General features: G+C 71.1%; 12 protein-coding genes. 4 read left to right on the top strand and 8 right to left on the bottom strand.

The genetic code is table 11. From position 1 onward, the window contains the following. Positions 1 to 36: 36 nt before the first annotated feature. Complete coding sequence (locus tag ACIBK5_RS05905) at positions 37 to 696, bottom strand: hypothetical protein (RefSeq protein WP_399016641.1); 660 nt, start codon at positions 694 to 696, stop codon at positions 37 to 39. A 238-nt stretch (positions 697 to 934) separates the two neighbouring features. On the opposite strand from ACIBK5_RS05905, the gene ACIBK5_RS05900 reads away from it, so the two are divergent. The 3 genes from ACIBK5_RS05900 (at position 935) to ACIBK5_RS05890 (ending at position 2,538) form a co-directional block, all read left to right on the top strand. Then, positions 935 to 1,594, top strand: a complete 660-nt coding sequence (locus ACIBK5_RS05900; protein ID WP_399016639.1) for a helix-turn-helix domain-containing protein — start codon at positions 935 to 937, stop codon at positions 1,592 to 1,594. Between the two features lie 32 nt (positions 1,595 to 1,626). Continuing rightward, positions 1,627 to 2,157, top strand: coding sequence for a toxin-antitoxin system, toxin component (locus tag ACIBK5_RS05895; protein WP_399017287.1), 531 nt, complete (start codon positions 1,627 to 1,629; stop codon positions 2,155 to 2,157). Positions 2,158 to 2,316: 159 nt separating this feature from the next. Further along, the gene (locus tag ACIBK5_RS05890) at positions 2,317 to 2,538 is read left to right on the top strand and encodes a hypothetical protein (RefSeq protein WP_399016637.1); all 222 of its coding nucleotides are present in this window, start codon (positions 2,317 to 2,319) and stop codon (positions 2,536 to 2,538) included. A 109-nt stretch (positions 2,539 to 2,647) separates the two neighbouring features. On the opposite strand, the gene ACIBK5_RS05885 is transcribed toward ACIBK5_RS05890, so the two are convergent. Next, positions 2,648 to 3,307 (bottom strand): 4'-phosphopantetheinyl transferase, encoded by a 660-nt coding sequence (locus ACIBK5_RS05885; protein ID WP_399016635.1) that lies wholly within the window; start codon positions 3,305 to 3,307, stop codon positions 2,648 to 2,650. Further along, a complete protein-coding gene (locus ACIBK5_RS05880) occupies positions 3,304 to 4,164 on the bottom strand; it encodes a metallophosphoesterase family protein (protein WP_399016633.1) in 861 nt (286 codons plus the stop codon). The genes ACIBK5_RS05885 and ACIBK5_RS05880 overlap by 4 nt, the downstream gene beginning before the upstream one ends. 256 nt (positions 4,165 to 4,420) lie before the next feature. Between ACIBK5_RS05880 and ACIBK5_RS05875 the strand changes: the two genes are divergently transcribed. After that, entirely contained in the window at positions 4,421 to 5,548 is a 1,128-nt protein-coding gene (locus ACIBK5_RS05875) for an ATP-grasp domain-containing protein (RefSeq protein WP_399016631.1), read from the top strand. A gap of 6 nt (positions 5,549 to 5,554) precedes the next feature. Here the strand turns inward: ACIBK5_RS05875 and ACIBK5_RS05870 are convergent, their stop codons facing one another. The 5 genes from ACIBK5_RS05870 to ACIBK5_RS05850 all read right to left on the bottom strand — a co-directional run bounded on the left by ACIBK5_RS05870 (position 5,555) and on the right by ACIBK5_RS05850 (position 13,014). Further along, on the bottom strand, positions 5,555 to 6,424 hold the full coding sequence (locus ACIBK5_RS05870; protein WP_399016630.1) for a sulfotransferase family protein: 870 nt from the start codon (positions 6,422 to 6,424) through the stop codon (positions 5,555 to 5,557). A 140-nt stretch (positions 6,425 to 6,564) separates the two neighbouring features. Continuing rightward, positions 6,565 to 7,815 carry an alpha-L-fucosidase gene (locus ACIBK5_RS05865; protein ID WP_399016628.1) on the bottom strand — a complete coding sequence of 417 codons (1,251 nt, stop codon included), beginning with the start codon at positions 7,813 to 7,815 and terminating at the stop codon, positions 6,565 to 6,567. 3 nt (positions 7,816 to 7,818) lie between these two features. Then, on the bottom strand, positions 7,819 to 10,860 hold the full coding sequence (locus ACIBK5_RS05860) for an alpha-mannosidase (RefSeq protein WP_399016626.1): 3,042 nt from the start codon (positions 10,858 to 10,860) through the stop codon (positions 7,819 to 7,821). 55 nt (positions 10,861 to 10,915) lie between these two features. Then, positions 10,916 to 12,253, bottom strand: a complete 1,338-nt coding sequence (locus ACIBK5_RS05855; RefSeq protein WP_399016624.1) for a 6-phospho-beta-glucosidase — start codon at positions 12,251 to 12,253, stop codon at positions 10,916 to 10,918. Continuing rightward, entirely contained in the window at positions 12,250 to 13,014 is a 765-nt protein-coding gene (locus ACIBK5_RS05850) for a DeoR/GlpR family DNA-binding transcription regulator (RefSeq protein WP_399017285.1), read from the bottom strand. The genes ACIBK5_RS05855 and ACIBK5_RS05850 overlap by 4 nt, the downstream gene beginning before the upstream one ends. Between the last annotated feature and the right edge of the window lie 143 nt (positions 13,015 to 13,157).

Below are 13,157 nucleotides of genomic sequence, written 5' to 3'. Positions count from 1 at the left end.
ATGGGGCGAACGCCGGTCGAGCGAGACCGGAGACGCTCAGTCGGCCGCCGGTACGACCCTCAGGTGGGAGGCCGCACGACGCGTCCCGCGCTCCCTTGACGGCGTGCGGCGGGCCTCGCGCAGCACGAACGTGAGCCGGGTGCAGCCCAGTTCCTCGAGCGTCCTGGACGTCTCGACCACGACCCGGCACTCGGTGGCACCCCGGCGGGGGTCCGGGTGGAGCAGCGGGCGTACGGCACCGTCGTGCTCCACGGCGTCCTCGCCGACCGAGCGGATCCAGTGCGGCAGGCCCTGCCGGTAGGCGGCCTCCATGATCGGGTCCTGGGCGATGTCACGGCGGACGGCCTGGAGCCCGTGGTCGGGGCCGTGGCTCTCCACGGTGCGCGCGAAGTGCGCGAGCATCGGCAGGCACCAGCTCGACTCGTGCTCGCCGAGCACCGTGGGGGCGTCGGGGTGGAACAGCACGAACCTGAGGAAGTTGTCGCCCGGCATGGCCGTCGGGTGCGGACCCACGCCGGCGAAAAGTGACCGGAACGCGCTATTGGTCAGCGCGACGTCCCAGCAGTGGTCGACGACGAGCGAGGGGGAGGAGACGGCCTCCAGAAGCCCGGCGTAGTCCTCCAGATAGGCCTGGGCCTCTGGAGTCTCGGCGACGGGCCGCGGTGCCGGCCGCTGCCCTCCTGCCTGAAATGCCATCGGGAGGTCACCCCTCTTGCCTGTGCGGCCTTGACGCGGCGCCCCGATCCTGCTGCCCGGAGCTGAGGCGTGTCAACTATCGTGGCATTTCGTGCCTGTTGACGGCTGAAATTGGCCACAGTTGTGGCGAGACCTGGATGTGAGTTCGAAGCACCGGCTACGCTCCGGGAAGTTCACGCCGGGGAAAGTCACGGCATCCACTTGTGAGAAGCCTGTGAGAGACGTAGGAGATCTGTCGGTGACGGGTGGCTTCGTCGAAAGTCCGGGCGCCACGTCGACGGCCGTGCTACCGGCCGTCGTCTCCCGTGTCACCGCGCTCGCCGACCGGCTCGGCGTGCCGCACGCCGAGGTCTTCGGCATCGGCCGGCTGTCCGTCGCCTCCGGGGTCCCGGAGCCGGTGGTGAAGGCCCTGCTCTGCGGCAGGCCCGCGGGCGAGCCCGATGTACAGGCCCGGTTCCTGCAGCGCCTGGACCTGCTGCGCCGGACCCGGCTCAAGCCCACCGGCCGCAAGTACACCCAGCAGGAGATCGCCGACGGCGCCGGCATGTCCCGGCAGCAGGCCGGCGCCCTCATCAACGGCGACCGGCGGCCGACCATGGAGCACTGCGACGCCCTCCAGCGGTTCTTCCGGGTGCACGCCGGTTTCCTCACGGCGGAGGACCCCGAGGCGCTCGTGAGCGCCCTCCAGCACATCGAGCAGGAGCTGCTGCAGAAGCTCGCCGACCGTGAGCGGGAGGCGGCCGCGGCGGCCGACGACCCGCTGGAGCGGCTGTTGCAGGACCACGGCGTGCGCGGCATCGCCTGGCGGGCCGCGCAGCTGCCCACCGACCAGCACCGTGACAAGGTCGCGGAGTGGCTGGACATGCTCCTGGAGAGCGTCAAGCGGCCCGATTCGTGACCGTGGGGAGAACTGTGAGCATCGGTAAGGAAATGCGCCGCCTGTGCGGCGAGCTGGTCGCGGAGCTGACCCTCCCCGCGCCGGCACGGCCCGACGAGCTGTACGCCGCGCTGTGCGACGCCATGAGCAGACGCCGCGGCCGGCCCGTGCACTTCCGTACGGCCGCCTTCCCGATCGGGACCGCCAGCGGGCTGTGGCTCGACATGGCCGAGCAGGACCTCGTCGTGATCGAGGAACGCACCGCGCCGGACCACCAGTTGGTGATCCTGGGCCACGAGCTGTGGCACATGAACGCCGGGCACTGCTCCCACCACGTCGAGGGCGCCGCTGTCGCGGCCCGGCTGCTCGACGACACCGCCGATCTCCAGGCGACGGTCCTGAAGGTCGCGGCCCGCACCCGCTTCGACCAGGACGACGAGAAGGAGGCCGAGAGCTTCGGTCTGCTGCTGGCCAGCAAGTGCCGTGCGTGGCTGGCCGGTTCGTCATCGCGGGGGCCGGTGCAGCGGGACCATCTGGCGGGGCGGATCGAGGCGTCGCTGGGGTACCGGGGTCCGCAGGGCTGACGGGCCGCCCGGGTTCTTCCGCCGAGCGGGCGAACCGGGGGGCTGCGGGACCGGATTGTCAGTGGTGGACGGCAAGCTGGAGGTGCGCCCCTTCTGTGCGGGGCGTGCGCGCCGAGCGGGCGCGGGACCGATGACGCCGACACGGGGAGAAGCCGACCGATGCAGACCGCCGTACTGACCGACCGTGAGCGCACCGCCGTCCAGGCCTATCTGCGACTGCTGCACACCGTCCGGGCCGCGTTCGATCTGGAGACCGGCAGCTGTCCCGCGATGGTGCCGCCCGCCGTTCTCGCCGAGGCGGAGGCGGCGCTCGAACGGGCCGGGCTGACCGGTAACGAAGAGGAGTTTTTCGGGTTGCTGCGGAGCTGGTGTCCTGAGTAGCGCCTGTGAGGGGGCGGAGTCGAGCTCGGGAGTGCGGGTGGTCTTCCGGGTGCGGGCCGTTCGGAGTTGTTCGCGCAGTTCCCCGCGCCCCTGAGAGGCGCGCGACGCCTCAGGGATGCGGTACCGCGACGGCCGTTGCGACCAAGCCGCGGGACGTCGTCCAGCGGCCCTCGAAACGGTCGAGGCGGCGGTCGCCGACCAGTGGCCCGGGGACGAGGAGCGCCGCGCTGAAGCCGCCGTCCACGGAGAGCTCGATGTCCGCCTCCATGAAGTCCAGCCACTTCCCGGTGAGGGGGAACCACGCCTTGTAGACGGACTCCTTGGCGCTGAACAGCAGCCGGTCCCAGTGGATGTCGGGGCGCTGTGCGGCCAGCCGGCGCAGGTGCTCCGCCTCGGACGGCAGGGACACCGAGGGCAGGACCCCCTCGGGCAGCGGCCCGTGGACCTCGGCGTCGATGCCGAGGGAGGCCAGGTCGGCGGCGCGGACCAGGGCGGCGGCACAGTAGCCGTCGCAGTGCGTCATGCTGCCGGCCAGCCCGGCCGGCCAGCCCGGGGCGCCGCGCTCCCCGGGCAGGATCGGCTGCGGCGGCACACCGAGCTTCTCCATGGCGCGCCGGGCGCAGGAGCGTACGACGGCGAACTCCCGCCGGCGCTTGGCGACCGCCCGGGTCATGAGCGCCGCCTCCTCGGGGTACAGCGGGGTGTCCGCGCCGTCCTGGCCGTAGGCCTCCACGGTGACCACGCTCGCGGGCAGCAGTTCCTCGATCACCTCTCCTCGCCCTCCCTCGGCAGGATGCGCCGCAGCCGCCCCGGCGGCTCGGACCGCTTGCGCCACTCGCGGGGATAGCCCACCGACACCTCCTCGAAGCGCACGCCCTCGTGCCAGGTGGTGCGGGGGATGTGCAGATGGCCGTAGACCATCGTGTGGACGCGGAACCTGCGGTGCCAGTCGGCGGTCAGCTCGGTGCCGCACCACATGGCGAACTCGGGGTGCCACAGGACGTCCATCGGATGCCGGTCCAGCGGATAGTGGTTGACGGGGATCACCGGCAGGTCCTCCGGCAGCTCGGCGAGTCTGCGCTCGGTCTCGGCGACCCGGTCCCGGCACCAGGCCTCCCGGCTCGGGTACGGGTCGGGGTGCAGCAGGTACTCGTCGGAGCACACGATCCCCGTGCCGTGGGCGTACTCCAGGCCCTGTTCCTTGGTCGTGCACCCGGCCGGCAGGAACGAGTAGTCGTAGAGCAGGAACAGCGGGGCGACGGCCACCGGGCCGCCGGGGCCGTCCCAGACGGGGTAGGGGTCCTCGGGTGTCGTCACGCCGAGTTCCCGGCACAGCTCGACCAGGTACTCGTATCGGGCGACGCCGCGCAGGGTGACGGAGTCGCTCGGATGGGTCCACAGCTCGTGGTTCCCTGGCACCCAGACGACCTTGCGGAAGCGGCCCGCGAGCGTCTTGAGGGTCCAGCGGATGTCGGCCGCGGTCTCCGCGACATCGCCGGCCACGAGCAGCCAGTCGTCGTCCGTCACGGGCGCCATGCGCTCGACCAGGGCGCGGTTCTCCGGGTAGCCGATGTGCAGATCGCTGATGGCCAGCAGTTGTCCGGCGCCGCCGGCCGACGATGTCACCCTCATCCCCCTCCGCACACACGAACGCCACCAAGAGATCACATCTCGGCGCCCGGGGACAAGACCGGCCGGATGGCCACGACGGGAGGAATCCTTCACACGCGCGTTGCACGAGAGGGCCCGCCGAAGCCGTATGATCGGCCCCAACACCACCGCTGGGAACTCCCTTTCACAGGGGCGGTTTGGTGTACCCACATTCATCCTGCCCGGGCACGGGCTGCTCAGCCCTGCCCGCGAACCGTGAAAGGCGGCCTGCATGGTCTCTCGCGTACGCGTCTGGCTCAACCGCACGTACGCGGAGAACGTGTTCTTCATGGATCAGCTGCGGAGAAATCCCAGCGACCGGGCCGTCGAGATCCATGCCACCCACGGCGACCCCGACTCCCCCGTGCTGGCCGCGGCCGACACCGCCGAGCTGGAGCCCGAGGGCCTGTCCCCGGCCGGGTACGTCGAGTACGCGCTGGTCCAGTGCGCCCGGCGCGGCATCGATGTGTTCGTGCCCCGGCTGCACCAGTCGGCGGTCGTGGCGCACCGCGCCGAGTTCGAGGCGGCGGGTACGGCGGTGCTGGCGCCCCCGCCCGAGGCGGTGGCCGTCTTCCACGACAAGGTGATCGCCTACGAGGCGGTCCAGGCGATCGGCGTGCCGGTCCCGCCGTGGTTCCGGGTCCGTTCGGCGGACGAACTGGTCGCCGCTGTCGAGGAGTTGGAGGCCGGCGGACACAAGGCGTGCTTCAAGCCGGCGTCCGGGGCGGGCGGGGTGGGCTTCCGCGTGATCACCCGTTCCCCCTTCTCGCTGTCACAGCTGGACGGGTTCCCCAGCCCCTACGTGCCGCTCGATCTGGTGCTGGAGGCGCTGCGGGGGGCCGAGGAGCCGGTGGACTGGCTGGTGATGCCGCGCCTGGAGCAGCCCGAGGTGTCGGTGGACTGCCTGACCGGTCCCGACAACCGGGTCCGGATGGCCGTGGGCCGCACCAAGAACGGCCGCCGCCGGGGCTTCACGCTGCACGAGCAGTGGCTGGACCCGGCCCGGCGACTCGCCGAGGGCTTCGGTCTGCACTACCTGTCCAACATCCAGTTCCGGATGTTCGGCGACCGTCCGGTCCTCATGGACGTCAACACCCGCCCGGCCGGCGGCCTGCACCAGCTGTCCCTGTGCGGCGTCAACGCCCCGTGGGCGGCTGTGCGGCTGGCGCTCGGCGAGGACCCGGGCGAGGTGGTTCCGCCGTTCCTGGGCCAGGACTACTCGGTGGTGTCGGGGCCGCGCCCGCTGCGTCCGGTGTCGCTGCCGCAGCAGCGGGCGGAGGCGGCCGGGCCGCTGCCGCCGGTGCCGGTCGACTCAGTCGGGGCGGCCCCGCAGACCGCGGTGGGGGCCCTGCCGCTCTAGTCCCCGCTAGACGCTGTACCCCCACGCCTGTGCCAGCTCCTTCAGGCGTGGGGGCAGTTCCACGGCCGGGTCGGCGGTGCGGGCCGTCTGGATGCGGCCGGACTTGATGGTGCTGGACCAGTCGCCGAGCTGGGGGCGGAAGGTGCCGTGGTCCTTGCTGCCGTAGTCGAGCATGCCGGACTCCCAGGAGACGCCGAGGTGGTCGCAGATACCGCGGGTGACCTTCTCCGGTTCGGCGGTCAGCTCCTCGTACGTGATCACGTGCGGGTCGAGGTTCCGCCGGGCCTCCTCCAGCTTCTCGCTGTACTCGAGGACCTCGGCGCGGACGGCCTCGTGATCGGGGTCGGCGCGGCGGCTGGTGAGGGAGGCGACGACCGCGCCGGGGTGGCGGAGCAGCAGGATGTAGCGGGCGTTGGGCCAACATCGGCGCAGGCGGGGCCAGATGAGGGTGTTGGGCGGGGTCTTGTCGACGATCACGTCCTTGCCGCTGCGGGTGAGCTCCAGGTGCAGCACCCGGTCCCACAGCACGTGTTCCAGCTCGTCCTTGTCGAGCTGGAGCGCCTGCATGGCGTCCGCGGTGAAGTCGCGGGACAGGCTGACGTGCACGGTGCGCAGGTGCATCTCGTGCGGGGCGCGGACGCGGCTGTGACTGTTGAGCAGGACGCGCAGCAGGGTCGAACCGGAGCGCACCGACGACAGCACGAAGACGGGCGAGTCCACCAGCCGGGGAGCGGTCGGGGCGGTGTAGGTGTCGGCGGCCGGGCGGGGGGCGGGGATCGCCTCGAGGTTCCGGCGCGGGGGACTGACCGCCTCTATCACCAGCCTTCCGCGACGCTTCAGTCCCTTGCCGATGGTGGACATACGCGGGTCTCGCACGGTGACACCTTTCTTTCGCTGTGCGTTCCGATCCCAGGGGGGCCGGGCGAACCGCAGGTGTCGTACAGGCGAACCGGCCTGCTCACGGGGGTCCACATACCGTCCGTGAGCAGGCCTTTCACCGCTTTCTTAAACTTTCGTCAGAACCGGCCCGCGCCGCGGTACAGCTCCAGTTCCCCTTCCAGTTCCACGGCAAGCACCGTGGCGTACGGGTCGAGGTCCGCCGGGGCGGGGGGCTCGATCCAGAGGATGCCCGGTGTCTCGTGCAGGCCGCCGGTGACGCGGTGGGGCAGTTCCGTGCCGCTGCCCAGGACCGAGACCCGGCGCACCTCGCTGAGCAGACCGCGGACGTTGATCTCCGCGCGTGGGGCGTCGAACAGGGTCAGGTAGAGGGTGCGCCGGTCCTTCGAGAGGGTGCTCGGGCCGTAGTGGTGGCCCGGCGGCAGCCCCCGGACGGTGCCGTACACCGCTTCCGCGTGCCTGGCGATCCAGGCGCCGAGTCCTTCCAGCCGCTCCGCCTGCTCGGCCGGGATGGTGCCGTCCTCGCGCGGGCCCACGCTGAGGAGCAGATTGCCTCCGCCGCCGATGGTCTCGGTGAAGTAGCGGATCAGCTGGTCGACCGACTTGTGGTTGTGGTCGTGGTGCTGGTGGCCCCAGGAGTCGTTGATCGTGAGGCAGAGCTCCCAGGGGCCCTCCGGCGGGATGACGGGGGCGCCCTGTTCCGGGGTGGCGTAGTCGCCCTCGCTCAGCATGCGGGCGTTGAACACGACGTCCGGGACCTCGGAGCGGATGAGGGCGGCGAGTTCGGGGATGCGCCACTGCTCCTCGCTGCGGTCCCACTCGCCGTCGAACCACAGCAGGTCGGGCTGGTAGCGGGAGACCAGCTCCCGCAGCTGGCCGTCCCGGTAGGCCAGGAAGCGTTCCCAGGCGTCCAGGTCCTCGAACTCGGCCGCGACCTCGGAGTAGCGGTTGTCCTCCAGCTCCGGCGGGCGGCCGGGCTTGCGGGTGGAGGCGTAGTCGGGGTGGCTCCAGTCCGAGTGCGAGTAGTAGAGGCCGACCTTGAGACCCTGCTCGCGCAGGGCGTCCGCGTAGCCGGCGATCAGATCGCGGCCCACGTTCAGGTCGCCGTGGGCCGTGTCCCACAGGGCGACGCCGTCGTGGTGGCGGCTGGTCAGCACGGCGTACCGGGCGCCGGCCCGCGCGAAGAGCCCGGCCCAGTCGCGCGGGTCGTAGCGGGAGGCCGTGAAGCGGTCGAACTGGGACATGTACCGGTCGTAGGGGACGATGTCGTCGTAGAACGACCAGGACTCCTGCACGCCGTCGACGGCGTAGATGCCCCAGTGGACGAAGATCCCGAGCTTGGCGTCGGTGAACCAGGGGTGCATGGCCATGGGTCAGCCCCTGCGCAGACGCAGCGTGAGGATCTGGAAGGGCCGCAGGGTGACGGAGACACCGCCGTCGGCGAGGTCCGCGTCCTCGGTCGGCCGCTCCAGCAGGTCGGTGATCTGGGCGCCGGCGAGCGGGAAGCCGGTGCGCAGAACGCCCTGGGCGCGGCCGCCTCGGGACTCGTAGAGCCGTACGACGACATCGCCCGAGGTGTCGTCGGCGAGCTTGACCGCCTCCACGGTCACGCCCTCGCCCTCGACGGAGACGACCGGTGCGGGGGCGCCCGCCGCTTCGGTCACCCGGAGCGGGAGGTTGAGGGCGTAGCCCTCGGCGACGGCGTCCTCGACGCTCGCGCCGGGCAGCAGCGCGTAGGTGAAGCGGTGGCGGCCCTGGTCGGCCTCGGGGTCCGGGATACGCGGTGCGCGGACCAGGCTGAGGCGGACGGTGGTCGTGGTGCCGCCGTCCTCGCGGACCGTGCGGGAGACGTCGTGACCGTACGTCGAGTCGTTGATGACCGCGACGCCGTAGCCGGGTTCGCCGAGGTGCACCCAGCGGTGGCCGGAGACCTCGAAGCGGGCCGCCTCCCAGCTGGTGTTGGTGTGGGTCGGGCGCTGGATGTGGCCGAACTGGATCTCGGCGGAGGAGTGCGGGGCGCGGATGTCGACCGGGAAGGCCGCCTTGAGGATCTTCTCGGTCTCGTGCCAGTCGATGTCCGTCTCGATGTCGATCCGGGGGCTGCCGGCGCGGACGGTGATCGTCTGGGTGATCGTGGAGCCCTTGCCGAAGGACCGCTCGACGCGGACCGCGCCGACCAGCGGGTGCTGCTCGACGACCGTTACGGACGAGGCGTCGAGGAGATCGGTGTAGCGGTTCTTGTAGTGCTTGTCGATGTCCCAGGCGTCCCAGTAGTTGGGCAGGTCGGTGTGCAGGCGCAGCAGGTTGCCCGGGTCGGCCAGGACCTCACGCCCGGCGCGCAGGTCGCGCACGGACGACAGGGTGCCGTCCGCGGCGATCTCCACACGGACCAGCCCGTTGTCGAGGACCCGGCCGCTCACCGTCACGGGCTGCGCGGGCTGGGCGCCGGCCAGGGGCGCGGAGCCGCTCGCCGGCACCTGCACGTACACCGGTGCGCCGTCGGCGGTGCGGACCACCTCGGCACGGTCGTAGGGGCTGGTGTTGAAGGCACGGGGCTCGCCGGCGCCGAGCGCGGCCACCGCCTCGGCCGTCAGCGCGTGCAGTTCCTGCGCCACGCGGGCGTACTCGGCCTCGGCCTCGCGGTGCACCCAGGCGATGGAGGAGCCGGGCAGGATGTCGTGGAACTGGTGCAGCAGCACCGTCTTCCAGAGCCGGTCCAGCTTCTCGTACGGGTATGCGTAGCCCGGCGCGTGCAGCGCGGCCGTCGTCGCCCACAGCTCGGCCTCGCGCAGGAGGTGCTCGGAGCGGCGGTTGCCCTGCTTGGTGCGGGCCTGGGAGGTGTAGGTGGCGCGGTGCAGCTCCAGGTAGAGCTCGCCGACCCAGACGGGCGCGTCGGGGTACTCCTCGCGGGCCTTGGCGAAGAACTCGTCGGGGTGTTCGACGACGACCTTGGCGGAACCCTCCAGGTCCGCGAGCCGGCGGGCGCGTTCCATGATCTCGCGGGTGGGGCCGCCACCTCCGTCGCCCCAGCCGAAGGGGGCCAGGGAGCGTGAGGCGCCGCCCTTCTCCTGGTAGTTGCGGACCGCGCGGGACATCTCCTCGCCGCTGAAACGGGCGTTGTAGGTGTCGACCGGCGGGAAGTGGGTGAAGATGCGGGTGCCGTCGATGCCCTCCCACCAGAAGGTGTGGTGGGGGAACCTGTTGGTCTGGTTCCAGGAGATCTTCTGGGTGAGGAACCACTCGTTGCCGGCGAGCTTGGCGATCTGCGGGTAGGCCGCGTTGTAGCCGAAGGAGTCCGGCAGCCACACGCCCTTGGTCTCGATGCCGAAGTGCTCGATGAAGAACCGCTTGCCGTGGATGAACTGGCGGGCGACGGCCTCGCCGCCGGGCAGGTTGCCGTCGGACTCGACCCACATCCCGCCGACCGGCGCCCACTGGCCGTTCTTCACGGACTGCTGGATGCGGGCCCAGACCTTGGGGTAGTTGTCGCGGACCCATTCGTACTGCTGGGCCTGGGAGCAGGCGAAGATGAAGTCGTCGTACTCGTCGGCCAGGGACGTGACGTTCGAGAAGGTGCGGGACGTCTTGCGCTTGGTCTCCCGGATCGGCCAGAGCCAGGCGGAGTCGATGTGGGCGTGCCCGACGCCGGAGACGGTGTGCGCGCTGGCGTGCGCGGGGCGGGCGAGGACCGGCTGGAGCGCCTCGCGGACAGCGGGTGCGGAGCCGGAGACGTCGTCCAGGTCGAGCAGGTCCATCGCCCGGTCGAGCGCGTGGGCGATCTCGTGCCGGCGCGGGTCGTGCTCGCCCAGCTCCAGCATCAGCTCACGCAGCACCTGGACGTCGAGGTCGAGGTGCCAGACCTCCTCGTCGAGGATCGCGATGTCGGCGCTGCGGAAGGTGTAGAGCGGCTTGTCGCCCGCGGTCAGCTTGTCGCCGAGCGGGGTGATCTTCGAGAAGTTGTCCGCAAGGATGTCGGGGTTGGAGGCGGCCTCGACCAGGTAGTCGACCGTCTCCCCGCCCCTCGCCGGGTTGGCGATCGCCACGTACTGGTTGAGCGGGTTGACGGCCTTCAGCGGGGTGCCGTCCGTGAGGTGCACGAGGGCCTCGGCCTGGTTGCCGGGCCAGTCGCCCACGAAACCGAGGTCGATGACGGCCTCGACGCGCTTGCCTGCCCACTCGGCGGGCACCTGCCCGCGCATGCGGAACCAGGTGGTGCCCCAGGGCGGGCCCCACGGGGTGCCCATCGCGAACGGCTCGTAGGAGGCGGCGGCGGCCTCCTCGAACGGGACCGGCTCCCCCGGCGCCTGCCAGGCCGCCACCTCGAAGGGGACGGTGGCCGCGTAGACCGCGGTCTTGATGCGCTGGTCGTGAAGGCGCTGCACGCGCTCCTCGATGCGGCGGCTTTCGTCGTGCATGAAGTGTCTCCAGGAAGCGGGAAGAGCGGGAGGGAAAGCGCTTACCGAACGGCTCTCACCTAAGGTACGCGAGCCCCGGGTGGACCTCGGTGTAGCCCTCGACCAGCCGGCGGGCCACATTGACGGAGTCGACGAGCGGGTGCAGCGCGAAGGCCTTCACGGCCGTCGCCCGCGAGCCGGAGTCGGCGGCGGACAGCACCTCGCGCTCGACGGCCTTGACCGCGCAGACCAGCCCGGTGGCGTGGTCGGGCAGCGGCTCGACGGCGACGGGGTGGGCGCCGTTGGCGTCGACGAGGCAGGGGACCTCGATGACGGCGTCGGTGTCCAGGACCGACAGGCTGCGCCGGTTGCGGACGTTGAGGATCAGGGTCGTGCGCTCGTCCCGGGCGATGGCCCGCATCAGGGCGAGGGCCACCTTCTCGTAGCCGCCGGACAGATCGTCCTCGTCGCGTTCGCCGGCGCCCGCCGTCTCGCGGTTCTCGGCCATGTAGGTGGCCTCGCGTTCGGCGCGGGTGTCGTCCCAGACCTTCCACGCGGGGGCGTCCGGGTTCTGCATCTCGGCGTAGAAGCGGGCCTGCTGGTCGTGCAGGAAGGCGCCGCGGGTCTTCTCGGCCTGCTGGTAGGCCCGTACGGCCTCACGGTTGAAGTAGTAGTAGTGCAGGTACTCGTTGGGGATCGCACCCAGCGACTGGAGCCAGTCGACGCCGAAGAGCTTGCCCTCCTCGAAGGAGCCGAGCAGGTCCGGGTCGCCGAGCAGGCGCGGCAGTTCGTCGCGGCCGGCGACGTGGAGGCCGCGTACCCAGCCGAGGTGGTTGAGACCGACGTAGTCGATCCAGGCCTCCTTCGGGTTCGCGCCGAGCACGCGGGCGATGCGGCGGCCGAGGCCGACCGGGGAGTCGCAGATGCCGATGACGCGGTCGCCGAGGTGGCGGGACATCGCCTCGGTGACCAGGCCCGCCGGGTTGGTGAAGTTGATGACCCAGGCCTCGGGCGCGAGCCGGGCCACCCGCCGCGCGATGTCGACGGCGACCGGGACCGTGCGCAGGCCGTAGGCGATGCCGCCCGCGCCGACCGTCTCCTGGCCGAGGACGCCCTCGGCCAGGGCCACCCGTTCGTCGTTCGCGCGGCCCTGAAGTCCGCCGACGCGGATCGCGGAGAACACGAAGTCGGCGCCACGCAGCGCCTCGTCCAGGTCGGTGGTGGCGCTCACCTCGGGGGCGTCGGGGACACCGGCCGCCTGCTCGGCCAGGACCCGGGTCACCGCCGACAGCCGCCCGGCGTCCAGATCGTGCAGGACGACGTGCGTCACCCGGCCCTCGGCGTGGTCCTGGAGGAGCGCCCCGTACACCAGTGGCACGCGGAATCCTCCGCCGCCAAGAATCGTCAGCTTCACCCTTGCACCTTTCCCGCCACGACGACCTCGACGCCCGCCTCCTGCAAGGAGGCCCGCGTCGCCGTGTCGACCGGCGCGTTCGTCACCACCACGTCCAGGTCCTCGGGACCGCAGACCTTCGCCATCCCGTGTCCGGGGAACTTCGCCGTGTCGGCGAGCAGGGCGACCTTCCCACTGGCCTTGATCATGGCGCGCTTGACCGGCACCTCCACCACCGTGGTGTCCATGACCTGCCCGCCGGGCCGCACACCGCTGGTGCCGAGGAAGAGCCAGTCGGCGTGCAGCTGGCGCAGGTTGTCCTCGGTGAGGAAGCCGACCAGGGAGCGGTACTCGCGGCGGACCATGCCGCCGAGCAGGACCAGCTCGATGCCCTCGTCGTCGGCGAGTTCCTCGTAGACCACCAGGTTGCTGGTGATCACGGTGAGCCGGCGGCCGTGCAGTTGCCGGGCCAGGCGGTAGGCCGTCGTCCCGATGTCCAGCAGGACCGACTGGCCGTCCTCGATCATCGCCGCCGCGCGCTCCGCTATGGCGTCCTTCTCGGAGACGCGCACCTCGGCGACCTCGGCGAAGGGCTGGTCGCCCTCCTCCACCACGGCGCCTCCGTGCACACGGGTGAGAAGACCGTCTTCTTCCAGTTTGACCAGGTCACGCCTGATAGTGGCGGGGCTCACACCCAGCCGCTCGGAGAGGTCGGTCACAGCCGCGGGGCCTCCGGAGCGAAGGGCCCGCAGGATGAGTTGGTGTCGTCGTTCTGCCAGCACGGCCGGAACACTACTCGTCATCTTCAATCATTTCCATGCTCAGTTCTGCTCGGGTATTGACCAATCTCTTTGAGCAGCGCACGATTCCGGTCACGGAAATGAAGAGTTTTGACGATCTCCGTCGAACTCGAGCGAGAGGACAC

This window comes from Streptomyces sp. NPDC050546 (genome assembly GCF_044457425.1).
In the GTDB taxonomy this organism is placed as follows: Bacteria; Actinomycetota; Actinomycetes; order Streptomycetales; family Streptomycetaceae; genus Streptomyces.
Note: the sequence above shows the minus strand (reverse complement) of the source record. Positions and strands in the feature narration are given on the sequence as shown.

Excerpts from the sequence above, each read along its gene's own strand:
- ACIBK5_RS05905 (WP_399016641.1), bottom strand. The coding sequence starts at position 696 with ATGGCATTTCAGGCAGGAGGGCAGCGGCCGGCACCGCGGCCCGTCGCC.
- ACIBK5_RS05895 (WP_399017287.1), top strand. The coding sequence starts at position 1,627 with ATGCGCCGCCTGTGCGGCGAGCTGGTCGCGGAGCTGACCCTCCCCGCG.
- ACIBK5_RS05890 (WP_399016637.1), top strand. The coding sequence starts at position 2,317 with ATGCAGACCGCCGTACTGACCGACCGTGAGCGCACCGCCGTCCAGGCC.
- ACIBK5_RS05875 (WP_399016631.1), top strand. The coding sequence starts at position 4,421 with ATGGTCTCTCGCGTACGCGTCTGGCTCAACCGCACGTACGCGGAGAAC.
- ACIBK5_RS05865 (WP_399016628.1), bottom strand. The coding sequence starts at position 7,815 with ATGGCCATGCACCCCTGGTTCACCGACGCCAAGCTCGGGATCTTCGTC.
- ACIBK5_RS05860 (WP_399016626.1), bottom strand. The coding sequence starts at position 10,860 with ATGCACGACGAAAGCCGCCGCATCGAGGAGCGCGTGCAGCGCCTTCAC.